The sequence below is a fragment of the Mesorhizobium sp. M0052 genome (genome assembly GCF_040323255.1).
Lineage (GTDB): Bacteria > Pseudomonadota > Alphaproteobacteria > Rhizobiales > Rhizobiaceae > Mesorhizobium.
The window spans coordinates 95,088-120,598 of the sequence record NZ_JAMYUS010000012.1 but is presented as its reverse complement, the minus strand read 5'-3'; the positions used below and the strand labels follow the sequence as shown (position 1 = coordinate 120,598).

The window sequence follows — 25,511 nt, the reverse complement described above, 5'->3', positions numbered from 1 at the left end:
TTTCCCTCGGGCGCAGCACGCGCTGGCAGATTTGAGGGATTTCGCATGCGCTTCAAGACCATCGTCGCCATATTGCAGAACGAACAGGACGCCGAACGCGTGCTCGACTGCGCCATCCCGCTTGCCGACCGGTTCGAGAGCCATCTCATCGGCATCCATGCCGAAGCGCTGCCCGTTCCCTACACCTCGGCAACCGGCTTCCCCGACACTGAGTTCCTGCAGGTCTCCGCCGACATGAACCGCGAGCGCGCCGAGAAATTGCAGGCGCTTTTCGTTGGGCGGATCGAGAATTCCGGCCTTTCCTTCGAATGGCGCAGCCTCGAGAGCTTTTCCGGCGACAGCGCGCTGACGGGTATTTCCAGCGTGCGCGCCGCCGATCTGATTATTGCCGCGCAGCGCGAGACCGGGGGCGACACGAGCGCCGATGTCGACACGCTGGTTTACGATGCCGGCCGGCCAGTGCTGGTGGTGCCGCATGAGGGGCCGTTGGTCACCACATTCAAACATGTGCTGCTGGCCTGGAACGGCAGCAAGGAGGCGGCGCGTGCCGCCTTCGACGCGCTGCCCTTCATCATCGAGGCCGAAAAGACCGACATTCTGGTCATCGATCCGCCGGATACGCTGGATGACAACCCGGAAGCCGCCGGCGCCGAGATCGCCGCGGCACTCTCCAGGCATGGCGCAACGGTCAGCGTGTCGGTGCAGAAATCGGGTAATGCTTCGGTCGATGACGTCATCCAGACCCGGATCGCCGAGACCGGAGCCGACCTTCTGGTGCTCGGCGCCTACAGCCATTCCTGGCTGCGTCAGCTTTTGTTCGGCGGCGTCACGCGCACCGTGTTGCGCAGCGTGCCGGTTGCGGCCTTTTTGTCGCGGTAACTCCACAGACTGGCCCCGCCCTTGCCAATGCCCTGACTTTCCAGTTAATTCCGCGCGCATTCCACAATGGTGCGCGCGGAGTGCAGAATGTCCCTTCCCGAAAAAGCCTTTCCGGTCTCCTGGGACCAGTTCCACCGCGATGCCCGGGCGCTCGCCTGGCGGCTTGCCGGCGCCAACAAGGGACAGTGGAAGGCCATCGTCTGCATCACCCGTGGCGGCCTGGTTCCCGCCGCCATCATCTCGCGCGAACTCGGAATACGCGTCATCGAGACGGTCTGCGTCGCCTCTTATCACGACTACACCAGCCAGGGGCAGTTGCAGGTGCTGAAGGAGATCACCCCGGCGCTGCTCGCCGATGATGGCGCGGGCGTGCTGATCATCGACGACCTCACCGACACCGGCAAGACGGCAGGCATCGTGCGCGCCATGATGCCCAAGGCGCATTTCGCCACCGTCTACGCCAAGCCGAAAGGCAGGCCGCTGGTCGACACCTTTATCACCGAAGTCAGTCAAGACACCTGGATCTACTTTCCCTGGGACATGGGTTTTACCTACCAGAAGCCGATCGCCGACGATCACGCAGGCTGATTCGCGCCAGCCCCATTTCTGCCCAGACGGCCAAACCCGCCCCGTTTGCTATGAAAACAGGCACTGGAAGGGACAATATTCTGTCGAATCGACAGCTGTTGGCGGAGTTTGACGGGTCGGTGTGAGGTTTTTTACTTTTAAGACTTACACTTGTCGGTAAGATTCATACGGCGGCTAACGATTCTGAGGGCTGGGGTAGCTTTCACTGATGCTGACGACACCGGCGACACACGACCATCTGGCTGAAAGGGTCCGCAAGCTCTTCGGCACTTCGCCTTGTCGCCTGCAGGTTGCCGCTTTGCCATGGCGCAATAACGAAGACGGCGTCGAGATCATGCTGATCACCAGCCGAGACACCGGGCGTTGGGTGCTGCCGAAGGGCTGGCCCGAGGCCAGGGAGCCGCTCTGCGAGGCAGCGGCGCGCGAGGCGGGCGAGGAAGCCGGATTGCGTGGCAAGATTTCGCTTTTCGAGGCCGGTCGTTACTTCTACGCCAAGGCCCTCGCGCCCGGCGAGGAAGTCCCTTGCGAAGTGCTGGTGTTTCCGCTGCAGGTCGAGCACGTTGCCGACCGCTGGAAGGAAAAGCGCGCGCGCACCCGCAAATGGGTCAATGGGGCCGAGGCCGTACGCATGGTCAACGAGCCGGACCTCTGCCAGATCATCGCCCATTTCTGCGCCGATCCCGACAAGTTCGTCGTTAGAGCCTAGCTCACAGCCACCGCTGCATAGTCCTGCGCGCCCGCACCGGTTCTTGCCCCGATTCCGGGCTCGGTGCTTCGCTCCGCGCGCCAGCAATCCGACACTATAAATCCCTCCCCTTCAGGCCAAGCTTAGCCACAGCTTGACATGCAGGCATTTACCTGCATATTGTGTCTTCAAGATGAGTGAGACCGATGGACGCCGACAAGGTTTTCAAAGCGCTGGGCGACCCGACCCGCAGAAGGCTGCTCGATCTTCTGTGTGAGAAGAACGGCCAGACGCTCGGCGAGCTTTGCGAAAATCTCGACATGGCGAGGCAATCCGCCACGCAGCACATCGATCTGCTGGAAGCGGCCAATCTGATCAGCACGGTCAAGCGTGGCCGCGAGAAGCTGCATTTCATCAACCCCGTGCCGCTGCACGAAGTCTACGAGCGGTGGGTGCGAAAATTCGAACGGCAGCGGCTGAGCCTGCTGCACGACCTGAAACAAGAACTCGAAGGAGACGACCAATGACCCGGGAAACCACCAGTTTTGTCTACGTGACCTACATCAGATCGACGCCACAAAAGGTGTTCGAAGCCATCACCAGGCCCGATATCGCCAAGCGCTACTGGGGCCACGAAAACGTCTCCGACTGGAAGCCCGGCTCGAAATGGGAACACATCCGCGCCAATGACGAACGGACCGTCGAACTCGTTGGCAAGGTCGTCGAAATCTCGCCGCCAACCCGGCTGGTCATGAGCTGGGCCAACGCCTCGCAGGCCGACGATCCGACCAAGCACAGCCGGGTGACGTTCGCCATCGAGGAATACGACACCATGGTCAAGCTGACCGTCAGCCATGACGAGCTCGAAGCCGGCAGCGGCATGGCCAAGGGCATCAGCCAGGGTTGGCCGGCCGTGCTGTCCAGCATGAAATCCTTCCTCGAAACCGGCACAGGCATCGACCTGTTCGCCAAGCCGAAATCGGCCTGAAGCAACCGCGGAGAACTATGATGACCAAGCACTTTACCGGCGGCTGCGCCTGCGGCGCGATCCGCTATGAGGCCAGCGGCGAGCCGATCTTTCAGAATCACTGCCAATGCCTCGATTGCCAAAAGCGCAGCGGTACTGGCCATTGTTCCTATGTGACCTTCGGCCGGCGCGCTGACGTAAAGATCACCGGCGAGCCGAGCACGTGGCGGATGATCGCCGACAGCGGCAATGAAAAAGCCCAGGCCTTTTGCCCGACCTGCGGCACGCCGGTCTACGTAACGTTCGTCGCCATGCCGGAGGTGACGGCTATCCAGGCCACGAGCCTCGATGATCCCGGCCAGTTCGACCCGCAGGCGGTCACCTACACCGTGCGCGGCCACGCCTGGGACACGATCGACCCAGCGCTTCAGCCATTCGAGCGAATGCCTGGATGAACCAGGCAGAGCCCTATCCCTCGGATAGGGCTCTGCGTTCAGCTCAGATCACCAGGCCCTTGGTCAGTTCCAGCGCCTGCCGCTCGAACAGGCGGCGGTAGATGCCGCCCTTCAGCCGGATCAGCTCGTCATGCGAGCCTTCCTCGACGATCTTGCCACGGTCGAACACGAGCAGCCTGTCCAGCGCCCGCACCGTCGACAGACGGTGAGCGATGACCAGCGTCGTGCGGCCAACCATCAGCCGCTCCATCGCCTGCTGGATCAGTACTTCCGATTCCGAATCGAGGCTCGATGTCGCCTCGTCCAGGATCAGGATGCGCGCATCCGCCAGGAAGGCGCGCGCGATCGCCACCCGCTGGCGCTCGCCGCCCGACAGTTTCACGCCGCGTTCACCGACCAGCGTGCCGTAGCCCTTCGGCAGGCCGGTGATGAAGTCGTGCGCGCTGGCGAGCTTGGCGGCATGCTCGATCTCGGCCTGCGTGGCGTCCGGTCGGGCATAGGCGATGTTTTCCGCCAGCGAGCGGTGGAACAGGATCGGCTCCTGCTGGACGATGGCAATCTGCGCGCGCAGCGACGCCTGTGCAACCTGGGAGATGTCTTGGCCATCGATCAGGATCCTGCCGCCGCTGACATTATAGAGACGCTGGATCAACTTCACGAAGGTCGTCTTGCCCGAGCCGGAATGACCGACCAGTCCGACCCGCTCGCCCGCCGCTATCTCCACCGAAAAGCCGCGGTAGAGCGGCAGGCGATGGCTGCCATAGTGGAAGGTGACGTTATCGAAGGCGATGTGGCCATGAGTGATCCGGATCGGCTTGGCGCCGGGCCGGTCCTCGATGCCGAGCGGTTGCGACTGGAAATCGACCAGTTCCTCCATGTCGTTGACCGAACGCTGCAAATTGCGGATATGCGTGCCGATGTCCCTGAGGTAGCCCTGCAGCACGAAGAACGAGGTCAGCACGAAGGCGACATCGCCCGCACTTGCCTGGCCCCAGGCCCACAGCATCAGCGACAGGCCGATTACTGCCGTCCGCAGCACCAGCAGCATGGCGCCTTGCGTCGTGCCGTTGATGGTGCCGCGCACCCAGGTGCGGCTGGTCCGCGCGCGCCATTTGGCGACGACCTTGGCAAGCCGCGTTTCCTCACGCGTCTCGGCGCCGAAACCCTTGACCACGGCATTGCAGCTCACCGCATCGGCAAGCGAGCCGCCAAGCCGCGTATCCCAGCTGTTGGCGAGCCGTGCCGCGGGCGCGACATAGCCGAGCGACAGCAGCGCCGTCACCGTGATGAACAGCACCGAGCCGACTGCCACGACCAGCCCCATCAGCGGCCAGAACCAGCCGAGCAGCAACGTCGAGCCGACCAGCATGGCGACCGACGGCAACAACGCAATCAGGATGGTGTCATTGAGCAGGTCGAGAGCCCACATGCCGCGCGTGACCTTGCGCACCGTCGATCCGGCAAAGCTGTTGGCGTGCCAGTCGGTGGAAAAACGCTGGACGCGGTGGAACGCGTCGGCGGCGATGTCGGCCATCATCTTCAATGTCAGTTCGACAATGCCCATGAAGGCGAGGTTGCGCAGCACCACGCCGGTCAATGCCAGGGCGATGAGCGCAAGGAAGGCCGCCATCGCCGCATTCCACGCGACAGCATCTGCCGCCGCATTGCTGGCGACGGCATCGACCAGCCGGCCGGAATAGAGCGGCGTCAAGACGTCGGCCAGGGTCGACACCAGGAAGCTGCCCATGATCAGCGAAAGCCGCCACGGCTGGCGCCGCCAGTGGCTGAGCGTGAAGCCAAGAACGCTGCGAAAGGCGCTTGCACGCAGATCGATTCGAAGACGAGCCATGATGTCATCCGGGCGCAAATCTGCCCGGTCCCGGTAAGGTCTGAAAAGTGAAAACCGCGCTGGGCAATTCGCCCGGCTGCGGAGGTTCGGCATAGGTGGCGGCGCGCCCCGGTTTGTCGGGTGGCGACCGGCATCGGCAGAAGCCTGTACTCGACCCGGCATCGGTGCGAAGGGCAAACCTTCGCCGGACGCCAAGTGAGACCTAGGCTTCGCGGCCTCGCATTACCATGTGAAATACTGCCATTCAGACCTCCCGCAAGACACTTGCGGAGCAGTCCTTATAGAGACGCCATGAAGGATCGCCAAGGCCGGGCACGTGGCAAAGCGTAACTGGTCCAACCAGTGAGGTTATTTTGCAACAACAGCCGGTCAACCCCCTCGCTATGCCTCATTCCGGGTTGCGATCGAGGCGCATGTAGCGGCCGTCGGTCGATGCCTTAAAGCCCAGCTTCTCATAAAGGCCATGCGCGTCACTGGTCGACAGGCTCCAGTGCGAGACCGTGCTGAGTTCAGGGTGGTTGATGAGCGCCCGCACCAGTTGCGTGCCAATGCCTTGGCCGCGATGCTGCGGCCAGATGATGATGTCGGCGAGATAGGCAAACACCGTACGGTCGGTGATGGCCCGGCCAAAACCGACTTGGTTCCCATCGATATAGGCCGCGGTGCAGAACGAGTTGGCAAAAGCGCGGCGATGAAACTCATCGCTGCGGCCGGCGCCCCAATAACTCGCCATCAACAGGTCGGAGGTCGCCCGGAAGTCGATCCGTGACATGTCGAAGCTGATCTCACAGTCGGGCATGGTGCCTCGCAAAGAATGAGGGCGGCCGAATTTCGGTCCGGCCCGTGGTTTGGTTACCGACCTGGCGCGCTTACGGCACCACGAGATAGGCCTTCTGGTCGGCGATCGCGATGGTCACGTCGGTGCCGGAATTGAACTCGACGAAATCGAGCTCCATCCCGTCGCTGAAGATGACGCCGCCCCTGCTCTGCCGCGAAGAAACCACCAGCGGCCGGTCGCGGGTGATGACGCCATGCACAAGCGACACGCCGGTCGTGTTGCTCGGAAACGGTTCGCGCACCGAAAAGAACAGCTGCTCGCCTTCGCGATCGTAGCCTTGCGGCGGCACGGTCGGCACCGCGGTATCGCCATAAGCGGCAGCCAGTCCCGCGGCGCCCGCCATCACGGAACGCAGCCAGCCGGTAGAGCCGGCGCCCGTGGAGATGATAATGCCGCTCGACGACTGGCGCTCGGTCCTGCCGCCATAGGTCAATTCGTAGCGCGCCGAGACATGCGTCGAGGCGCCGACGAACAGATCGTTGAAGGCGATTAGCCGGCGTCCGTCATTGGAGCGCGCTTCGGCCATCACCACCGCCTGGCGCTTCGCCTTGCCGGCTATCGTCAGGCGGAGGACCTTTTCGGTATCGTCGGCATTCCACGGCAGCAGCACGCCGTCGAAAAGCGCCGGGTTCGGGTTGATGCCGATCAGCGGCTGGTACGGGAGGTACTTCGCGGTGTTGGACACCAGCCCGTCCTGACCGAGCGCGATCACCACGTCGGACCCGAATTCGAACTGCGGTACCAGTTCTCGGTCGAGCCGCAACTGCTTGAGGCCTTGGGGAAGCGAACCCATCACCCGGTCGAGCGCCTGGTGATAGACGTCATGCGCCGCCTTGACCGGGTCGAAATTCATGCCGGCCTGCCGGAGATAAAAGCGCGCCTGTCCCTGCGTGTTGAATCGCGTCGTCAGCTCCTCCAGCTCGGTCTTGCGGGTGACGACGATCACCCGGTCGATCGGCCTGCCGCTCTGGTCGCTTGCCACCCGTGCTTGCCTTTCAGGACCCGGCTTTCGGCGTGGAAAGCTGGCTGAGCGCGCTGGTGAGCATGTCAGGCGTGATCGACAGATTGCCGACCGAACCGCCCTTTTCCGCCCAGGCCTTGAAGGCCATCGCCGTCAGCACGTGGGCGGGCGCCGACGAATAGACGGTCAGTTCCAGCTGCTGCGCCTTGGCTTGCGCCTCGGCAAGCGTCAGCTTGTTGCGCGCTTCGGTGTCGACCAGCAGCTTGTTGCGTTCGGCAAGCTCGATTTCGGTCGCCAGCTCGCTCTGCTTGATCTCGCGCTCCTTCTCCACGCCCCAGGCACGGCGCCCATAGATCGCGGCATCGGCCTGGCGCTGCAGCGCCTCGCGATATTCGGTCTGGAGCGCCTTGCGGATCTCCGGCGTCGGCTGGACCGAGGTGATGTGAACCTCCTCGATCGACAGGCCGGCGGTCGCGGCAATCGGATCGTTGCGCAGGAGTTCGGCGAGATTGCCACCGAGCTTGGTCACCTCGGCCAGCGCCTGTTCCAGCGTCATGCTCGAAACCACCGCGCGGGCGCGGCTCTGTATCGCAAGCACCAGGCGCTCGGCGATCTTCTCCCGGCCGTCGCCGACGACGTCGGCACGGCTGAGCTTGGCGCTGAAATCAAAACCTTCGGCTGCCTTGAGTGGATCGATGATGCGGTAGCTGACCGACCCCTGGATTGCCAGATCCTGAAAATTCGCCGTCGTCTCGGTGAAGATGAAGGGGTTATCGAGCGACGTCACCGGCACCATCGCTATCGTGGTGCCGAACGTGCCGTACCAGAAGGAGATGCCGCGCCCCTGCTCCGTGATCTTGCCGTTCTTGAAGCGCAGGATGTGATACTCAGGCGTTCCCTTGAAATAGCTGATAAACATGCGCCCCCCAAGGTTTATCAATTCAATCAGATGTTTAGCCGCGATCCCTGAAACGGTTGGTGATGGGATAGCGGCGGTCGCGGCCAAAATTCTTCCGGGTGATCTTCACACCCGGCGCCGCTTGCCGGCGTTTGTACTCGGCAATGTAGAGCAAATGTTCGACGCGCGTCACCGTCGCCCGGTCGTGGCCGCGCGCGACGATGTCGTCGACGCCCATTTCGTTCTCGACCAGGCATTCCAGAATGTCGTCCAGCACCGGATAGGGCGGCAGCGAATCCTGGTCGGTCTGGTTCTCGCGCAATTCCGCCGACGGCGCCTTGTCGATGATATTCCTGGGGATCACCTCGCCTGAGGGACCGAGCGCGCCCGGCGGCACATGGCTGTTGCGCCAGCGCGACAGCGCATAGACCTGCATCTTGTAGAGGTCTTTTATCGGGTTGAAGCCGCCATTCATGTCGCCATAAAGCGTGGCGTAGCCGACCGACATCTCGCTCTTGTTGCCCGTGGTGACGACCATCGAGCCGAACTTGTTGGAGATCGCCATCAGGATCGTGCCGCGCGCGCGGCTCTGTAGATTCTCTTCGGTGATGCCTTCCTTGGTGCCTTCAAAAAGCTGCGCCAGCGTGTGTAGGAAACCCTCGACCGGTTCGAAGATCGGCACGATGTCATAGCGGCAGCCAAGCGCACGGGCGCAATCCTCGGCATCCTTCAGCGAATCCTCCGAGGTATAACGGTAGGGCATCATCACCGCCCGCAGCCGCTCCTCGCCGAGCGCATCGACGGCCAATGCGGCGCAGATCGCCGAATCGATGCCGCCGGAGAGACCCAGCACGACGTTCTTGAAGCCGTTCTTGTTGACGTAGTCGCGCAGGCCGAGCATGCAGGCGCGGTAGTCCGCCTCCTCGCGCTCGGGGATTTTCGACATCGGCCCTTCCGAGCAGACCCAGCCGTCGAACTCTTCTGCGTTTTGCGCGCCTGCGGCGACGCGGTTGCGCTTCCAGGTCGTGACGTCGACAGTTTCCTCGAACTGGCTCATCTGGAAGGCGAGCGTCTTGTCGGCGCCGATGGCAAAAGAGGCGCCGTCGAAGATCAGCTCATCCTGGCCGCCGATCTGATTGGCATAGATCATCGGCAAACCGGTCTCGATGACCTGGCGGATAACGACCTGATGGCGCACGTCCATCTTGGCGCGGTAGTAGGGCGAGCCGTTCGGCACCAGCAGGATTTCCGCGCCGCTCTCGGCCAGGGTTTCACAGATGCCGACGTCGCCCCAGATGTCCTCGCAGATCGGAATTCCGATGCGCACACCGCGGAAGTTGACGGGTCCCTGAGCCTCGGGGCCGGCCTGAAAGACGCGCTTCTCGTCGAACTCGCCATAGTTTGGCAAATCGAGCTTGTAGCGCTCGGTGAGGATCTTGCCGCCATCGGCGACGATGATCGAATTGTGGGTGCCGCTCTTGCGCTTCAGCGGCGTGCCGATGATGACGCCCGGCCCGCCATCGGAGGTATCCGCGGCGAAATCCTGCGCGGCCTTCTCGCAAACCTTGAGGAAGGCCGGCTTCAGCACCAGGTCCTCCGGCGGATAACCGGCAAGGAAAAGCTCGGTGTAGAGCACGATGTCGGCGCCCTGGCGGGCGGCATCCGCCCTCGCCTCGCGCGCCTTGGCAAGGTTGCCGGCGACATCGCCGACCGTCGGGTTGAGCTGGGCAACGGCGATGCGCAGAATATCGGGTGCGGTCTTCTGGGTCATCTGTGCGGTTTAGCGCGGCAAATTTGCCCGGGCAATGGCGTTCGTTTGGACCAATTCGGTGATCAGTCGTCGCCCATATATTCGCGCAGCGATTGCGGCGAATGGTTCTCTCCGATCGACATCGCCAGAATGCGCGAAATGTGCCGGCGCGGCAGGCCGGTTTCCTGCGCCCATTTGTTGATCTGCGCCTGAATCTTGTCGAGATCCCTCTTCGACGTCGGACTTTCGGCGATGTCGAGGCCGGCGTCGCGCAGTGCCGCCCCCATATCGGCTGAGATGACAAATGCGTCCCAGCCCAGCCAGCGCAGGAAATACTGGCCGGTGTTGCCGCCAAGCCGGCTGCCATGCTTGCCGAGATACGCCATCAGCCCGACCTGGTCGTCGTCAGGCCACTCCGCGAGGAATTTGCCGAAACCGCCATGTTCCTTCGACACACGCTCAACGAAGGCGGCGTTGTCGCGGACGGATTTGATCTTCTGCGGGTTGCGCACAATGCGTTGATCAGCCGTCAGGTCGTGCCAGAAGTCATCAGGTTGAAACAACAGCCGTTTCGGCTCGAAATGGAGAAAGGCTTCCTCGAAGCCCGGCCATTTCTGTTCGATGACGCGCCAGACGAAGCCGGCGGCAAACACCCGCTCGGCCATCGTCGACAGGATGCGATCGTCCGTAATGTCGGCAACAGCAGCATTGTCAGACGCCGGCCCGAGCAGCGACGTCAGCACCGCGTCGCCGCCTTTGCGTTTTGCAGCACGGGCGCGAATCTTCGCGAAATCGGGCATCCTGCATCCTCGCGCCGCGCTTTTGACGAAACGCCATCTTCCTATATGCAAACAAGGCTGCCAAGCCGACGCTTTTCCTATGGAGACATCCATGCACAAGACCGTGCCAGAACTTGCCAACCGCTGGTTGAGGCGAACGCCTGAAACCCTCAGCGAGCTCGAGCGGCGGGTGTTGCAGAGCACTGTCGACCGCAAGCCCATCTCGCAGGATATCAACGACAGCCTCACCGGCCTTCAGGGCGCCGGCGACCGGATCGCCGATGCCATTGCCCGCATCGGCGGCTCGTGGACGTTCATCCTGTCATTCATTGCTTTCCTGGTGCTGTGGATCGGCGCCAATTGGTGGCTGCTCGGGCGAGACTCGTTCGACCCCTACCCCTTCATCTTCCTCAACCTGGTGCTGTCGATGATCGCCGCCTTGCAGGCGCCGGTGATCATGATGTCGCAGAACCGCCAGGCCGCGCGCGACCGCATCGACGCCGCGCATGACTATGAGGTCAACCTCAAGGCCGAGATCGAGATCATGGCTCTGCATGAAAAGCTGGACGAACTGCGCCACAGCCAGATCATCGGCGTGCGCGAGGACATGGCGCGCCTGGCCGAACAGGTGAACCGCATAGACGAAAAACTGTCGGGCCGGCAAACCTCTCAATGACCGGGATCGTCCATCACCTCATCGAGCAATATGGGTTGATCGCGGTTTTCATGGGCTGTGTCGCCGAAGGCGAAAGTGCGGCCATCCTCGGCGGCTTCTTCGCCCATCAGCATGTCTTCATCCTCTGGAAGGCTTTCCTCACGGCCGCCATTGGCGCCTTCGTCGGCGACACGTTTTTCTTCATTCTCGGCCGCAGCTTTGCCGACCATCCCAGGGTGCTGAAACTGAAGGCGAGGCCCGGCTTCAACCACGCCTACCGTCTCGTCTCGTCCCATCCCAACATATTCGTCCTGTCCAACCGCTACATCTATGGCCTGCGCCTGGTCGGCGGCATCGCGGCCGGTTTAGCCAGCATTTCGGTAGCGCGCTTCGTTATCCTCAACGCGGTGTCGTCGCTGGTCTGGGCGGCTTTGTTCTGCGGCATCGGCTACGTCTTCGGCCTCGGCGCCGAGCAGATGATAGGCAAGGCACTGCTCCATCACGAACGGCTGCTGATCGCGCTTGCCATAGGTCTGGGTGTCGCCATCCTTGCCTGGCTCATCGCCCGCACCGTCGCCGGCAAGGAGCGCGCCAAGGACGCCCGCGACAGCGAAACCATATCGTAAGGTTCAGTCGTCGTCCTCGACCAGAGCCCGGTCGCCGCGATCGAGGATCAGCGGGATGATGAGATCTTCCTCGTCGGCCAGATGCCGCTTCAGCATGGCGATCAGCCGGCTGTTCTCGTCCGCATAGGCGTCGGCGGCGAAGCGCTGCCTGTCCTCGCTCTCCTCGAGCGTGCGGATGAAGGCGTTCGCCGTCTCGGCGTTGCGCTCCAGCCCCTCATGAATGGTGTGATGGTCGGCATCGAGGATTTCGAAGCCGCGCTTCAGGCGCGGCTCCGCCTTGGCGAAAGCCGGGAAATACTGGTAGTCCTCGACATTGTGGTGGCCGTCGAGATTGCCGAGAAAGTGGTTCAGCCGCGGCGCGAACCAGCGCGCGAAATCCGGCGCCGTCAGCCTGCCTTCGCGATAGTCGCCAATGCCGTTGGTGAGCATGCCGCCCAGCTCTCGGAACATGTCGTGCCGCTGCAGCCACATGTTTGCCATGCCGTGGATGTTGGCGTGGCCCTGCCATGTCTCGCGCGGATATTTTTCCGCCAGCCAGCGCAGGTCTTCCGGCAGGCCGGCTCTTTCAAGCAGCAGAAAATTGGCTTCCACGACGTTAGTCTCCTTTGGTGACTAACATATGGGAGCGTTCAGATCAGATCGGTAGTCCCGTGATGCGCTCGATGAGGGCGATTCCCCAGACGCCGGCGACGATAACAACCGAAATCAGCACCGCCAGCGAGCCGCAGTCCTTGGCGAGTTGGATGTCGACGTTGAACTCGCGACTGAAGGCATCGCAGGCTGCCTCGATGCCGGTGTTCAGCACTTCGACCATGATGAGCAGCAGCACCGCGCCGATCAACAGCGCGTAGCCGCGCCACGAGATCGAGACGAACCAGCCGAGCGGCAGCGCCAGCACCAGCAGCATCAGTTCCTGCTGAAATGCCCTTTCGCTGGCGGCGAGCTTGCGAAAGGCTCGCACAGAATTGAAGTAAGCACCGATCAGCCGCTGCATGCCGCATCCCCTTCGAATCACCGGCAGGGGATATCGCAATGGCTGGATCAAGGGAATAAGGCAGCCGCCGCAAAATCACTCCTCCGCAACCTTGATCGTCGGCGTCGACTTCTCGAACTGCGGCAGTCCATCGTCGATCGTATAGTAATCGCCCTTGTCGCCGACAAAGATGTGGCATTGGCCTTCGAGCCCGGTCGGGTTGTCGAACGATCCGGCCAGAACCGAGACATAGGCATCCTGACCCGGCTTCCAGAACAGCACCGAGCCGCAGATCTTGCAAAAGCCGCGCTTGGCAAAGGAAGACGATTCGTACCAGCTGATGTTGTCGGCGCCGGTTATCGTGATGTCGCCGTCGGCGACGTTGGTCGCGGCGTAAAAATGCCCGCTCTGCTTGCGGCACTGCGAACAGTGGCAATAAATGACGCCGCGCAACGGCCCTCGCGTCTGGAAACGCACGGCTCCACACAGGCAAGATCCGCTGTGGTTGTTGCTCATCCCTACCTCCACCAGCCATCGTCCACGGCTTCGCCGCTGGCCGAGAGGATTTCAGTTTTGCCGCAGCCGGGCACCGGCAAATGCGACATGGGGTGGGCGTGTTCGGACCTGACCTCAGGATCTTTGCAAACCATTTCTGCAGCCTGCGGTAGAACGGACGCGTTACCTGGCGGCACATTAAGGAAACTTTAGCGCCGGCGCATCTATGGTCGTTGCCAAGCGAATGTCGCGATTGGGGACGTGTCTTTCGCAGGATGATCCGAAATACGGCTGGCACTCTCCGGTCGGCGGCATCTCGCACGGTCTGCGATGGTTCCCAGAGGCAGAGTGAACAGAACATGCAGCCGGCAGCCGTCCAGACCGACCGAAACAGCGACATTGCAACAGCCGTTGTGGCGACCATGCGTCAGCTCGGCGTGCTTGGCCTGCCGCGCAATTACGAAATCTTCTACGAAGCACTGAAAGGCACCAATCGCGAACTCGGCCTGGCCGTCGTCGCGCTGGGCAACCAGCCGACGCAGGACGATCTCGACCGCATCGGCCGCGCTTTCTTTGCCCAGCATCACGGTCCTGGCATTGTCGAGCAGGCGCGCGACGTGCTGGCCAGGGAACTCGAGGACATCGCCTTGCTGCTGCGCAGCGAACGTAGCCATATCGAGAAATACGGCAAGATCCTCGATGAGACATCGAGTGGCCTCGCCAACCGCAGCCTGCTTTCGCAGGATCTGCTGCAGAAGGTCGCCAGCGCCATGGCGGCGGCCACCAACTCGACCCTCGACCACGGCAAGCAGGTTGCAACCACGCTGAGCGACAAGACGGCGGAACTGGAGAGCGTCAAGTCGAAGCTTGAGGAGTACAAGCGGCTCGCCGACACCGACCCCTTGACGCATATCTGGAACCGCCGCGCCTTCGACAAGCAAATCACGGCGATTTACACCTCCAACAAGGGGATCCTGTTCAACGCCCTGATCCTTGCCGACATCGACCATTTCAAGGGTGTCAACGATCGCTACGGCCACCCGGTCGGCGACAAGATCATCCAGATCGTCGCTGAAATCTTCCAGACCAGCATCCGTGAAGACATGTTCGTAGCCCGCACCGGCGGCGAGGAATTCGCGCTGATCGTCGAGGGCGCCAGCGAGGATACCACTTACGAGATCGCCGAACGCATCCGCGTGCTGATCGAACAGACGCCGTTCACCAGCAGCCAGACCGGCGCCAATTACGGCACGGTGACCGTTTCCATGGGCATCTGCATGGCTTCCGAAGCGGAAAGCCCGGAGGATCTCTACACCAAGGCGGACCGGGCGCTCTACCGCTCCAAGGTTGGCGGGCGCAACCGCGTCACCCGGCACTCGACAATGGCCGGCCGCACCGGCAAGAACTGGCTGCTATACAAGAAAGACTGACGCTTCGGCGTCCAGCCAATTCCCGGGCACGGGCAAATTTATCGGATCCCGCCTCTTTCCATATGAATTTTCGTGGACTATATTTTCCATGGAAAGAGAGAGGCCATGTCTGTTACACAACCCAATGCTGCCGCCCCTGATCTGACCGCGAAGGCGGCCGAAAATGCGGTTCTGACCAAGGCCACGCTGCGCGCCGCCGAACTCCTGGATATAACCGCCAGGGTGCTTGCGTCGATCATCGGCGTCTCGGAAGCCACGGTTTCACGCATGCGCAGGCAGGAATTCCTGCTGGAGCGCGGCACCAAGCCGTTCGAACTCGCGGTGCTGTTCGTGCGGCTGTTCCGTTCGCTCGACGCCATTGTCGGCGGTGACGAGACGATAGCCCGGGCATGGCTGAAGAACGCCAATACCGCGTTCGATGGCAGCCCGCTTGAAAAGATCCTCACCATTACCGGGCTTGTCGATGTCATTGCCTATCTGGACTCCCGACGCGCTCTCGTCTGAAGCCGTCCGGCTCGACGGCAAATACTGGCGCATGGTCGAGGCGCAGCACCGCGTCTCCACGCTGAAGATCGTCGACACGCTGGACGAACAGGCGCTGCTCGAGGATCTGATCGAGGAGACCAAGCCGCAGATCCCCATGGAATGCCGGCATCTCCACTATCTCTTGGCGACGCCCTTCCGCTACGGCTCGATCTATCCCTGCGGCTCGCGCTTCCGCCGCGCCGGCCGCACTCTGGGGGTCTACTACGCGGCGGAGACGATCATGACGGCGGTCGCCGAAATGGCCTTCTACCGCCTGCTGTTCTTCGCCGATTCGCCCGAGACGCCATGGCCGCACGACGCCGCCGAATACACCGCCTTCGCCGCCGCGATCCGTACCGACAATGCCATCGACCTGACGCGGCCGCCGCTCGACCGCGACCGGGCCCATTGGACGCATCCGACCGACTATGCCGCCAGCCAGGCGATTGCCGATGTCGCGCGTGAGGCTGGGCTGGAGGCGATCCGTTACCGTTCGGCGCGCGACCCGAAGGGCGTCAATGTGGCGCTGCTGACATGCCGCGGCTTTACCAAGGCCAAGCCGCTGGAGCCGCATACCTGGCGCATCCGGCTCGGCGCGTTCGGCGTCCAGGCCATCTCAGAATTTCCGGAGAAGCGGATCGAGTTTTCCAGAACCGCCTTTGCCAACGATCCCCGGCTCAACGGATTGCGCTGGGAACGCGGGCGTTGATCTAAACGAAAAAGCGCCGGATTTCTCCGGCGCTTATCATTTCAGTTTCTGAAAACAGGCTCTCAGCCGTTCACGGCCTGCTTGTGCTGGATCGGATGGGTCTTCTTCAAGAGGTCGGACACCAGGAACGCCAGCTCGATCGCCTGGTCGGCGTTGAGGCGCGGGTCGCAATGGGTGTGGTAGCGATCCTGCAGTTCCTCTGCGGTGATGGCGCGGGCGCCGCCGGTGCATTCGGTAACATTCTTGCCGGTCATTTCGACATGGATGCCGCCGGGATGCGTGCCTTCGGCGCGATGCACCTCGAAGAAGGTCTGGACTTCCTTGAGGATGCGGTCGAACGGCCGCGTCTTGTAGCCGGCGGCCTCGATCGTGTTGCCGTGCATCGGATCGGATGACCAGACGACGCTGCGGCCTTCCTTCTGCACCGCGCGCACCAGCTTCGGCAGATGGTCGGCGACCTTGTCGGAGCCGAAGCGTGCGATCAGCGTCAGCCGGCCCGGCTCGTTCTCCGGATTGAGCAGGTCGATCAGTTCCAGCAAGCCATCCGGCGTCAGCGACGGGCCGCATTTGAGGCCGAGCGGGTTCTTGATGCCGCGGCAATATTCGACATGGGCATGGTCGGGCTGGCGGGTTCGGTCGCCGATCCAGATCATGTGGCCGGAGGTTGCATACCAGTCGCCCGACGTCGAATCGACGCGGGTCAGCGCCTCTTCATAGCCGAGCAACAGCGCTTCGTGGCTGGTGTAGAAATCGGTCTCGCGCAAGGCGTAGTTGGTTTCCGAGGTGATGCCGACGGCCTTCATGAAGTCCATCGTCTCGGTGATGCGGTTCGCGAGCTTGCCGTATTTCTCGCCCTGCGGGCTGTCGGAGACGAAACCCAGCATCCAGCTATGCACGTTCTCAAGGCTGGCATAGCCGCCCTGGGCGAAGGCGCGCAACAGGTTGAGCGTCGCCGCCGACTGGCGGTAAGCCATCTCCTGGCGGGCCGGGTCGGGAATGCGCGACTTCGGGTCGAACTCGATGCCATTGATGATGTCGCCACGGTAGCTCGGCAGCGTCACTTCGCCCTTGGTCTCATTGTCGGACGAGCGCGGCTTGGCGAACTGGCCGGCGACGCGGCCGACCTTCACCACCGGCTGCGCGCCGGCGAAGGTCAGCACCACCGACATCTGCAAGAAGACGCGGAAGAAGTCGCGGATGTTGTCCGCGCCATGCTCGGCGAAACTCTCGGCGCAATCGCCGCCCTGCAGAAGGAATGCGTCACCGGCAGCGACAGCTGCAAGCTGCTTCTTCAGCTTGCGCGCCTCACCTGCAAAAACCAGCGGCGGAAAGGTGGAAAGCTGGGCTTCCGTGTTCTTCAGCGCGGCAAGGTCCGGATAGGCAGGAACCTGCTTGATCGGCTTTGCTCTCCAAGAATTCGGCGACCATTTCGTCATCGCTGCACCCAAACGCTCTTTCCAGCAGGTCTTTTGCCCGCCATTTCCGCCCCATATGGGGATCCCGGCTCCATACACGAAGCCGATTTCCTATTCTAGACCGGAATTCAAGCGCTGGCGAATGGGTGGCTGGCAGTTCACTCTGCCGTCTGTGACAAAGCGACATAGAAAAGGCCCAACCCCAGCAGCAGACATGACGGGCTGTAGAACCAGCTGTCGTAGCTGGCAAAACGCGTGGTCCTTACCTGCTTGAACAGCCCGAAATATCTCGACCAGCTCAAAGTCCTTGCGGTGAAGATAAGCGCCCACAGGATGATGCCCGCCTTCAGCAGTTGTTGCGGCACCGGCAGGCGGATCACATTGGTGAAGCCGAAAATCAGCAGCAGCATCAGCGCCAGGATCAACCCTACCACCATCGCCCCAAAGGCCGTCTCCTTGACGGCGGGAGTGCCGTCCTCGCGTTGCGGCAACGCGACGCCGGCGCCAACACTCCCACCGAGACCCCAATAGAGATGAAAGCCGGCCCCGAGCAGCAGAATGGCCGAACAGAGAGCGACGACCGCTGTCGCCATACTATCGGGCGACCTCGTTCAATCGCCTGAGCTGACGACCGAGCCCACCTGTCAGCTCAAGTGCAAGCATGCGCAGCAAGGCGATGGCGCTCCATAACGGCCGATCCGCAAACGGCTTGTTGCTGTTATGCTCGAGGAAAGGGTGAGTGAGAAAAGCCGCGACATAGAAGAACGGAATGATGACCAGGAAAGCCCACCAGACGACCATGAAAGATGCCGCAATCCCGGCGAGCGGCGCGAAAAACAGGCCGATATAGTGGATAAACCGGGTCGAAGGTTTTGAATGGCCGGCAAGATAACCGAGCCAGTATTCATCGAAGGTCTGCGGGTTCATGGATTTCCCCGTTCAGCGATGAGTTGCAGGATCCATCTGATCCCTTGGGTCAAACTGATCCCTTGGGCCAAAATACTTCAATGGCTCCAATCGTCGCAGACCCAGAAGCGATCTTTGCTAAGCGAAGTCCCACAACTAGGCGGCCTTCTCCACCAGCCGCGCCAGTTGCGTCATGACGACGGCCGAGCCCGCCAGGCGCTTCTCCGCCGTTGGCCAGTCGCGGATGAAGACCACGCTGTGGTCGGTCCTGATCTTGGCCAGCGAACCCTGCTCGCCGATGTATTTGACCAGCCCGACCGGGTTGGAGAACTCGCGCTTGCGGAAGTGGATGACGACGCCCTTGGGGCCGGCATCCAGCTTTTCGACATTGGCCCTGCGGCATAGCGCCTTGATGAAGACAATCTTCAAGAGATGCTTCACCTCTTCCGGCAGCGGGCCGAAGCGGTCGATCAGTTCGGCGCCGAAAGCGTCGATTTCCTCGGTGTTTTCGAGGTCGCCGAGGCGGCGGTAGAGCGCCAGCCTGAGCTGCAGGTCCGGCACATAGCTCTCCGGGATCATGACAGCCGTGCCGACGGCGATCTGCGGCGACCAGCCGCCATCCTGAACCTCGCCGGAATCCTTCACCTCGGCCACCGCCTCCTCCAGCATCTGCTGGTAGAGTTCGAAGCCGACCTCCTTGATATGGCCGGATTGCTCTTCGCCCAGAAGGTTGCCGGCGCCACGGATGTCGAGGTCGTGGCTGGCGAGCTGGAAGCCCGCGCCAAGCGTGTCCAGCGACTGCAGCACCTTCAGCCGGCGCTCGGCCGTGTCGGTGAGCTTGCGATTGGCCGGCAGCGTGAACAACGCATATGCCCGCACCTTGGAACGGCCGACGCGGCCGCGCAGCTGGTAGAGCTGCGACAGGCCGAACATATCGGCGCGATGGATGATCAGCGTGTTGGCGGTCGGAATGTCGAGCCCGGATTCGACGATGGTGGTCGACAACAGCACGTCGTACTGGCCGTCATAGAAGGCGTTCATGATGTCGTCGAGTTCGCCCGGCGGCATCTGGCCATGGGCCACCGCCACCTTCAGCTCGGGGACGGATTCGCGCAGGAAATCATGGATTTCGGCGAGATCGCTGATGCGCGGCACGACATAGAAGGAATGGCCGCCGCGATAGCGTTCGCGCAGCAGCGTCTCGCGGATGACCAGCGGATCGAAGGGCGAGATGAAGGTGCGCACCGCCATGCGGTCGACCGGCGGCGTGGCGATCAGCGACAGTTCGCGCACGCCGGTCAAGGCAAGCTGCAGCGTGCGCGGGATCGGCGTCGCCGACAGCGTCAGCACGTGGACGTCGGTCTTGAGGTCCTTCAGCCGTTCCTTGTGCTTGACGCCAAAATGCTGCTCCTCGTCGATGATCAGCAGGCCGAGATTCTTGAACGAGATCGCCGACCCGAGCAGTGCATGGGTGCCGATGACGATGTCGACCTGCCCCTCGGCGATGGCTTTCTTGGTTTCCGCCAGTTCCTTGGCGCCGACCAGCCGCGAGGCCTGGCCGACGCGGATCGGCAGGCCGGAGAAGCGCTGCGAGAAGGTCTTGAAATGCTGGCGCGACAACAGCGTCGTCGGCACCACGACCGCGACCTGGAACCCTTCCATCGCCGCGATGAAGGCGGCGCGCAACGCCACTTCGGTCTTGCCGAAGCCGACATCGCCGCAGATCAGCCGGTCCATCGGCTTGCCGGCGCCGAGATCGTCCACGACGGCATCGATCGCGCCTTGCTGGTCGTCGGTCTCCTCGTAGGGAAAGCGCGCCGAGAATTCGCCGTAAAGCCCTTCCGCCGGCACCATGGGCGGCGCGGTACGCATCTGGCGCTCGGCGGCAATGCGGATCAGCTGTCCGGCCATGTCGAGCAGGCGCTTCTTCAGCCGCGCCTTGCGCGACTGCCAGGCGCCGCCGCCGAGCTTGTCCAGCGTCGCCTCGGCTGTGTCAGAGCCGTAGCGCGACAGAAGCTCGATGTTTTCTACCGGCAGGAACAGCCGGTCGTCGCCGGCATAGTGGATTTCCAGGCAGTCATGCGGCGCACCGACCGCCTCGATGGTGCGCAGGCCGATGAAGCGGCCAATGCCGTGATCGGCGTGGACGACGATGTCGCCGGCCGACAGCGACGAGGCCTCGGCGATGAAATCCGACGCGCGCTTCTTGCGCTTCGAGCGGCGGATCAGCCGGTCGCCCAGAATGTCCTGCTCGGCGACGACAACCAGCTGTTCGGTCTCGAAGCCGGATTCCAGCGGCAGCACGGCGAGTGCCGCCTGCCCCGGCTCGAGCTTTTCCGCCTCGGCCAGCGTCGCCACCGGCACGAGATTGCCGAGATGGTGCTCGGCCAGGATCTGGCCCAACCGGTCGAGCGAGCCTTCGGTCCAGCCGGCGACGATGACCCGGCGGCGCGCCGCGCGCTCGTCGGCGATGTGTTTTACGACGACATCGAAGACGTTGATGTTTGGGTCAGCCCGTTCCTCGGCAAAGCTGCGGCCATGGCGCGAGCCGCCATGGAAGACCTTCTTGGCCCCGACATCGGGCGCGTCGAAGGCGGTGAAGTCGATGGCTTCGCGCGGTCCGAGCGACGCCACGAGGTTTTCCGGTGAGAGATAGAGCAGGTCCGGCGCCACCGGCTTGTAGGGCACGGCGTCCTTCAAGGCGGCGTCGGCCTGTTTGCGGCGCGCTTCGTAGTGGTCGAGGATCAGCGTGTGACGCTCAGCCAGCGCTTCGTGCGCCAGATGGTCGAAGATGACAGGCGCATCCGGCAGATAATCAAACACTGTCTCCAGCCGCTCGTAGAACAGCGGCAGCCAGTGCTCCATGCCGGCAAAGCGCCGCCCTTCGCTCACCGCCGCATAAAGGCCGTCGTCGCGCTGCGGCGCGCCAAAGGCTTCGATATAGGAGCGGCGGAAGCGGCTGATGGTTTCGGGGGTCAGCGCCACTTCACTCATCGCCTGCAGCGCCATCGACTTGCGCTGGCCGGTGGTGCGCTGCGTGGCGGCGTCGAAGACGCGGATCGATTCCAGCGTGTCGCCGAAGAAATCGAGCCGCAGTGCTTCCGTCCAGCCGGGTGCGTAGAGGTCGAGGATGCCGCCGCGCACGGCGAATTCGCCGATACCCCGCACCGTCGGCACCCGCTCGAAGCCGGAAATCTCCAGCCGGGACACCAGCGCGTTCATGTCGATCTGGTTGCCGGGCTTTGCGTGGAAAGTCTGCGCTTCGACCAGATCGGCCGGCGGAATGCGCTGCAGCAGCGCATTGGCAGTGGTCAGGATGACCGCGCGATGCGGCTTTTTTGCCAGCGCGATCATCGCCGTCAGGGCGTCGAGCCGCTTGGCAGCGGCATCGGAGCCTGGCGAAACGCGGTCATAGGGCAGGCAATCCCAGGCCGGCAACTCCAGCACCGGCAGGCCGGGGGCGGCAAAGGTCAGCGCCTCGATGATCGACGGCAGGCGCTGGCCGTCGCGCGCCACGAACAGCACCGGTTTGTCAGGCGCAATCTCATGGATCGCCTGCACCAGCGCAAAGGCTTCGTAGCCATCGGCAACGCCGTCGACGATGAACTGGCCGGCACGGCCTTTCGGCAGACCGATTTTGGGAATGAGGCTCATGGTTGCACGTTTAAAATGTCATGGTCCGGCGCGATGCCAGGATCTTTTGCAGGACGGCACAGTCGATATTCCTGGGAACCGGGCGTTCGCCGGTGACCATGGGCAGGAATTCGGTGTCGGGAATGTCGAGCAGCCTTTCATATTGGTCGATTTCATCGCCGGTCAAGGCGCCGATCTCGTTGTCGGCAAACGTACCGAGGATAAGGTCCATCTCGCGCATCCCGCGATGCCAGGAGCGGAACAACAGCTTGCGGCGCCTGATATCCAGCCCCTCGCTTGATCGTTTCGTCCCGGTCATCGTGCCGCATCCTTGCTTGGTGCGGCGCATATAGCGTGGATAGAGGGCGGTGTCAGCCTTGCAACGCACGGGTGGGCGGCTAAACATCCCGGGTGTGAAGAACACTCCTGACAACGCTGGTGCCGGACACCGCCCGCACTTCACCCTCCCCCTTGTGGGGAGGGTCGGCGAGCACGCTTCGCAAAGCGAAGCGGGTGAGACGGGGTGGGGGTGCGGCGCTGACCTACCGACTTCCTCGAAAGTTAGACGCGCACCTACCCCCACCCCGCTCCGCTTCGCGGATCGACCCTCCCCACAGGGGGGAGGGTAAAGGCATGCGCCCCTCCCTCCTCGACCCTCTCTTCGTCCCCATCACTTCGCTTGCCGGCGTCGGCCCCAAGGTTGGCGCTCTGATCGAGAAGGTGGTGGCGGCCGATCTCGGCGAACGGCCGGCGCGCGCGGGCGACCTGTTGTTCGTGCTGCCGCACACCGTCATCGACCGTCGCAATCGTCCCGGCATCGCGCTTGCGCCGGCCGGCGCCATCGTCACGCTCGACGTGCGCATCGACCGCCACCAGCCGCCGCCGCGCGGCAACCGGTCGGTGCCTTACCGCGTCTATGCCCATGACGACACCGGCGAGATCGGCCTGATTTTCTTCCACGCCCATGCCGCCTATCTCGAAAAGGCGATGCCGGTGGGCGAGCATGTCGTCGTCTCCGGCCGCATGGAGTGGTTCAACGGCCGCCCGACCATGGTCCATCCCGACCATATCGCCCTGGTGAGCGAGGCGGAAACACTGCCGCTGGTCGAACCGGTCTATCCGCTGACCGCCGGCCTGTCGGGCAAGGTGCTGCGCCGCGCCATCGGCCAGGCGCTCGGCCGGCTGCCGGAATTGCCGGAATGGCAGGACGGCGCCTTCATGCGCAAGCAGACTTTCCCCGCCTTCGCCGACGCGCTCGCCCGCATCCACTATCCCGCGGACCCGATCGATGTCGCCATCGAGGGGGTGGCATGGCGCCGCCTTGCCTATGACGAGCTTCTCGCCGGCCAGGTCTCGCTGGCATTGGTGCGGGCAAAAGTGCGCCGGCTGTCGGGCCGGCCGCTCATCGGCGACGGTCGCATCGTCGAGAAACTGCGCGCAGCCCTGCCGTATTCATTGACCGGCAGCCAGGAATTCGCGCTTGCCGAAATCAATGCCGATCTGGCCGACCCCGAGCGCATGCTGCGCCTGCTGCAAGGCGATGTCGGCTCCGGCAAGACGGTAGTGGCGCTGCTGGCCATGGGGCGCGCAGTCGAGGCCGGCGGCCAGGCGGCCTTGATGGCGCCGACCGAAATCCTGGCGCGCCAGCATCTGGCTACAATCACGCCGCTGGCCGAACAGGCCGGCCTGCGCGTCGCTATCCTGACCGGCCGCGAAAAGGGCCGCGAACGCACTGAAACGCTATCAGGTCTCGCCAGCGGCGAGATCGACATCGTCGTCGGCACCCATGCGCTGTTCCAGGAAACGGTGACCTATCACGACCTCGTCTTTGCCGTGGTCGACGAGCAACACCGCTTCGGCGTCCACCAGCGGCTTGCCATCACCGCCAAGGGCGACGCCCCCGACATGCTGGTGATGACGGCGACGCCGATCCCGCGCACTCTGGTGCTGACCGCCTTCGGCGACATGGACGTCTCCAAGCTGACGGAAAAACCGATCGGCCGCCAGCCGATCCGCACCGTAACGCTGCCGCTGGAACGGCTGGACGAACTGGTCGGGCGCATGCTTGATGCCGTTGCCGACGGCCAGAAGATCTACTGGATCTGCCCGCTGGTCGAGGAATCCGAAGAGATCAAGCTGATGTCGGCCGAGGACCGTTTTGCCTCGCTGCAGCCCTTGTTCGGCGATCGCATCGGCCTCGTCCACGGCCGCATGAAGGGGGCTGAAAAAGACGAGGCGATGCGCGCCTTCAAGGCCGGCGAAACCCGCATCCTGATCGCCACCACCGTCATCGAGGTCGGCGTCGACGTGCCGGACGCTACGATCATGGTCATCGAGCATGCCGAACGTTTTGGTCTCGCGCAACTGCACCAGCTGCGCGGCCGCGTCGGGCGCGGCGACAAGCCTTCTTCCTGCGTGCTGCTCTACAAGGACCCGCTCGGCGAGACGGCAAAGCGCCGGCTGTCGGTGATGCGCGAGACCGAGGACGGTTTCCTGATCGCCGAAGAGGATCTGAAGCTGCGCGGCGAAGGCGAATTGCTCGGCACCCGCCAGTCCGGCACGCCGGGCTTCCAGGTGGCGCGCATCGAGGTGCACGCCGACTTGCTCGAAGCAGCCCGCGACGATGCAAGGCTGATCCTGTCGCGCGACCCGGAACTACAGTCTGAGCGCGGCGAGGCGCTGCGCCTGCTGCTCTATTTGTTCGGCCGCGACGAGGCCGTGCGGCTCTTGCGCGCCGGCTGAGCGCCCTCGGCGATCAGCCCGCCAAGCGGCGGGTTGGCGAGATCTCCGTCGATCGGCTGGCCGTTCATCGTCACCATTTTCGGCTTGACTTCGGGCGCCACCAGCCCGGCCGAGACGATCAGCCTGGCGCCGTCCTCAATCGTCATGTCGAGCAGCACGATGTCGGATTTCGGCACGTACATCAGGAAACCGGTGGTAGGGTTCGGCGTGCACGGCATGAACACGGCGATCATCGGGTCGCCTGCATGGTCGAGCTTCTGGTTGATCTCGGTTTCCTTCTCACTGGCGACGAAGACCAGCGACCAGACGCCTTTTCGCGGATATTCGACCAGCCCAACCTGGCGGAACATATCGCCCTTGTTCGACAGCACCGTCTGGAAAATCTGCTTCAGCGAACCGTAGATGCCGCGCACCAGCGGCATACGGCCAAGCAGCCGTTCGCCGAAATTGACGATGGCGCGACCGACGATGTTGGCGGTCATGAAGCCGATCAGCGTGATCAGCACGAGCGCCACGATCAGGCCGAAGCCGGGCACCGGAAACGGCAAATAGGTGTCGGGGCTGTAGCGCGCCGGAATGTACGGCTTCACCCAGGAATCGACCCAGCCGACGAACGACCAGGCGATATAGGCGGTGATCGCCAGCGGCGCGCAGACGATAAAGCCTGTGAGGAAATAGTTCCTCAGCCGGGTCATGCCGGAAGTTCTGGGAGCATCGGACATGGTTCACCGGGGATGCGGGTTGCAGCGCCAC

At 63.0% G+C, this 25,511-nt stretch carries 27 protein-coding genes; 12 read left to right on the top strand and 15 right to left on the bottom strand.

The window, feature by feature from the left end; translation table 11 throughout:
• Positions 1-45: 45 nt before the first annotated feature.
• The 6 genes from NKJ77_RS17885 to NKJ77_RS17860 all read left to right on the top strand — a co-directional run bounded on the left by NKJ77_RS17885 (position 46) and on the right by NKJ77_RS17860 (position 3,574).
• Positions 46-879, top strand: coding sequence for a universal stress protein (locus NKJ77_RS17885; RefSeq protein WP_023681540.1), 834 nt, complete (start codon positions 46-48; stop codon positions 877-879).
• A gap of 87 nt (positions 880-966) precedes the next feature.
• A complete protein-coding gene (gpt, locus tag NKJ77_RS17880; protein ID WP_023667540.1) occupies positions 967-1,467 on the top strand; it encodes a xanthine phosphoribosyltransferase in 501 nt (166 codons plus the stop codon).
• 208 nt (positions 1,468-1,675) lie between these two features.
• Positions 1,676-2,173, top strand: coding sequence for an NUDIX hydrolase (locus tag NKJ77_RS17875; protein WP_023830678.1), 498 nt, complete (start codon positions 1,676-1,678; stop codon positions 2,171-2,173).
• Positions 2,174-2,358: 185 nt separating this feature from the next.
• Positions 2,359-2,679 carry an ArsR/SmtB family transcription factor gene (locus NKJ77_RS17870; protein ID WP_023830677.1) on the top strand — a complete coding sequence of 107 codons (321 nt, stop codon included), beginning with the start codon at positions 2,359-2,361 and terminating at the stop codon, positions 2,677-2,679.
• The gene (locus NKJ77_RS17865) at positions 2,676-3,140 is read left to right on the top strand and encodes an SRPBCC family protein (RefSeq protein ID WP_023681542.1); all 465 of its coding nucleotides are present in this window, start codon (positions 2,676-2,678) and stop codon (positions 3,138-3,140) included. Before NKJ77_RS17870 ends, NKJ77_RS17865 begins: the two co-directional genes overlap by 4 nt.
• A 20-nt stretch (positions 3,141-3,160) precedes the next feature.
• The gene (locus tag NKJ77_RS17860) at positions 3,161-3,574 is read left to right on the top strand and encodes a GFA family protein (RefSeq protein WP_023725741.1); all 414 of its coding nucleotides are present in this window, start codon (positions 3,161-3,163) and stop codon (positions 3,572-3,574) included.
• A gap of 43 nt (positions 3,575-3,617) precedes the next feature.
• Here NKJ77_RS17860 and NKJ77_RS17855 read toward each other — a convergent pair whose 3' ends face one another.
• From NKJ77_RS17855 to NKJ77_RS17830, 6 genes are all read right to left on the bottom strand, one after another.
• On the bottom strand, positions 3,618-5,423 hold the full coding sequence (locus NKJ77_RS17855; RefSeq protein WP_023830676.1) for an ABC transporter ATP-binding protein: 1,806 nt from the start codon (positions 5,421-5,423) through the stop codon (positions 3,618-3,620).
• Between the two features lie 388 nt (positions 5,424-5,811).
• Positions 5,812-6,222, bottom strand: coding sequence for a GNAT family N-acetyltransferase (locus NKJ77_RS17850; RefSeq protein ID WP_023830675.1), 411 nt, complete (start codon positions 6,220-6,222; stop codon positions 5,812-5,814).
• A gap of 70 nt (positions 6,223-6,292) precedes the next feature.
• Positions 6,293-7,243 carry a diacylglycerol kinase catalytic domain-containing protein gene (locus NKJ77_RS17845; protein ID WP_196815043.1) on the bottom strand — a complete coding sequence of 317 codons (951 nt, stop codon included), beginning with the start codon at positions 7,241-7,243 and terminating at the stop codon, positions 6,293-6,295.
• Positions 7,244-7,256: 13 nt separating this feature from the next.
• Complete coding sequence (locus NKJ77_RS17840; RefSeq protein WP_352535551.1) at positions 7,257-8,141, bottom strand: SPFH domain-containing protein; 885 nt, start codon at positions 8,139-8,141, stop codon at positions 7,257-7,259.
• A gap of 34 nt (positions 8,142-8,175) precedes the next feature.
• Entirely contained in the window at positions 8,176-9,891 is a 1,716-nt protein-coding gene (locus NKJ77_RS17835) for an NAD+ synthase (protein WP_352535550.1), read from the bottom strand.
• Between the two features lie 62 nt (positions 9,892-9,953).
• Positions 9,954-10,670, bottom strand: a complete 717-nt coding sequence (locus NKJ77_RS17830) for a DNA-3-methyladenine glycosylase I (RefSeq protein WP_352535549.1) — start codon at positions 10,668-10,670, stop codon at positions 9,954-9,956.
• 91 nt (positions 10,671-10,761) lie between these two features.
• On the opposite strand from NKJ77_RS17830, the gene NKJ77_RS17825 reads away from it, so the two are divergent.
• Both NKJ77_RS17825 and NKJ77_RS17820 read left to right on the top strand, forming a co-directional pair.
• A complete protein-coding gene (locus NKJ77_RS17825) occupies positions 10,762-11,325 on the top strand; it encodes a DUF1003 domain-containing protein (protein WP_352535548.1) in 564 nt (187 codons plus the stop codon).
• The gene (locus NKJ77_RS17820; protein WP_352535547.1) at positions 11,322-11,930 is read left to right on the top strand and encodes a DedA family protein; all 609 of its coding nucleotides are present in this window, start codon (positions 11,322-11,324) and stop codon (positions 11,928-11,930) included. Before NKJ77_RS17825 ends, NKJ77_RS17820 begins: the two co-directional genes overlap by 4 nt.
• Positions 11,931-11,933: 3 nt before the next feature.
• On the opposite strand, the gene NKJ77_RS17815 is transcribed toward NKJ77_RS17820, so the two are convergent.
• From NKJ77_RS17815 to NKJ77_RS17805, 3 genes are all read right to left on the bottom strand, one after another.
• Positions 11,934-12,521 (bottom strand): hemerythrin domain-containing protein, encoded by a 588-nt coding sequence (locus NKJ77_RS17815; protein WP_023667553.1) that lies wholly within the window; start codon positions 12,519-12,521, stop codon positions 11,934-11,936.
• Positions 12,522-12,564: 43 nt separating this feature from the next.
• On the bottom strand, positions 12,565-12,924 hold the full coding sequence (locus tag NKJ77_RS17810) for a diacylglycerol kinase (RefSeq protein ID WP_352535546.1): 360 nt from the start codon (positions 12,922-12,924) through the stop codon (positions 12,565-12,567).
• A gap of 75 nt (positions 12,925-12,999) precedes the next feature.
• Positions 13,000-13,419 (bottom strand): GFA family protein, encoded by a 420-nt coding sequence (locus tag NKJ77_RS17805; protein WP_023667555.1) that lies wholly within the window; start codon positions 13,417-13,419, stop codon positions 13,000-13,002.
• Positions 13,420-13,757: 338 nt separating this feature from the next.
• On the opposite strand from NKJ77_RS17805, the gene NKJ77_RS17800 reads away from it, so the two are divergent.
• From NKJ77_RS17800 to NKJ77_RS17790, 3 genes are all read left to right on the top strand, one after another.
• A complete protein-coding gene (locus NKJ77_RS17800; RefSeq protein ID WP_023681555.1) occupies positions 13,758-14,828 on the top strand; it encodes a GGDEF domain-containing protein in 1,071 nt (356 codons plus the stop codon).
• A 105-nt stretch (positions 14,829-14,933) separates the two neighbouring features.
• Positions 14,934-15,332, top strand: coding sequence for an MbcA/ParS/Xre antitoxin family protein (locus NKJ77_RS17795; protein ID WP_023681556.1), 399 nt, complete (start codon positions 14,934-14,936; stop codon positions 15,330-15,332).
• Positions 15,292-16,062 carry an RES family NAD+ phosphorylase gene (locus tag NKJ77_RS17790; RefSeq protein ID WP_352535545.1) on the top strand — a complete coding sequence of 257 codons (771 nt, stop codon included), beginning with the start codon at positions 15,292-15,294 and terminating at the stop codon, positions 16,060-16,062. The genes NKJ77_RS17795 and NKJ77_RS17790 overlap by 41 nt, the downstream gene beginning before the upstream one ends.
• A gap of 62 nt (positions 16,063-16,124) precedes the next feature.
• On the opposite strand, the gene NKJ77_RS17785 is transcribed toward NKJ77_RS17790, so the two are convergent.
• From NKJ77_RS17785 to NKJ77_RS17765, 5 genes are all read right to left on the bottom strand, one after another.
• Positions 16,125-17,498 (bottom strand): class II 3-deoxy-7-phosphoheptulonate synthase, encoded by a 1,374-nt coding sequence (locus NKJ77_RS17785; protein WP_352511618.1) that lies wholly within the window; start codon positions 17,496-17,498, stop codon positions 16,125-16,127.
• 137 nt (positions 17,499-17,635) lie between these two features.
• Positions 17,636-18,070, bottom strand: a complete 435-nt coding sequence (locus NKJ77_RS17780; protein WP_352535544.1) for a DUF3995 domain-containing protein — start codon at positions 18,068-18,070, stop codon at positions 17,636-17,638.
• A 1-nt stretch (position 18,071) separates the two neighbouring features.
• A complete protein-coding gene (locus tag NKJ77_RS17775; RefSeq protein WP_352511620.1) occupies positions 18,072-18,404 on the bottom strand; it encodes an Mpo1-like protein in 333 nt (110 codons plus the stop codon).
• 135 nt (positions 18,405-18,539) lie between these two features.
• Positions 18,540-22,037 (bottom strand): transcription-repair coupling factor, encoded by a 3,498-nt coding sequence (gene mfd / locus NKJ77_RS17770; protein WP_352535543.1) that lies wholly within the window; start codon positions 22,035-22,037, stop codon positions 18,540-18,542.
• 10 nt (positions 22,038-22,047) lie between these two features.
• The gene (locus NKJ77_RS17765; protein ID WP_023681561.1) at positions 22,048-22,335 is read right to left on the bottom strand and encodes an FAD assembly factor SdhE; all 288 of its coding nucleotides are present in this window, start codon (positions 22,333-22,335) and stop codon (positions 22,048-22,050) included.
• Between the two features lie 314 nt (positions 22,336-22,649).
• On the opposite strand from NKJ77_RS17765, the gene recG reads away from it, so the two are divergent.
• Positions 22,650-24,758 carry an ATP-dependent DNA helicase RecG gene (recG, locus tag NKJ77_RS17760; RefSeq protein ID WP_023688323.1) on the top strand — a complete coding sequence of 703 codons (2,109 nt, stop codon included), beginning with the start codon at positions 22,650-22,652 and terminating at the stop codon, positions 24,756-24,758.
• Here recG and NKJ77_RS17755 read toward each other — a convergent pair.
• Entirely contained in the window at positions 24,710-25,480 is a 771-nt protein-coding gene (locus NKJ77_RS17755; protein WP_031193123.1) for a DUF502 domain-containing protein, read from the bottom strand. The two genes, recG and NKJ77_RS17755, sit on opposite strands and share 49 nt — an antisense overlap.
• Positions 25,481-25,511 lie beyond the last annotated feature (31 nt).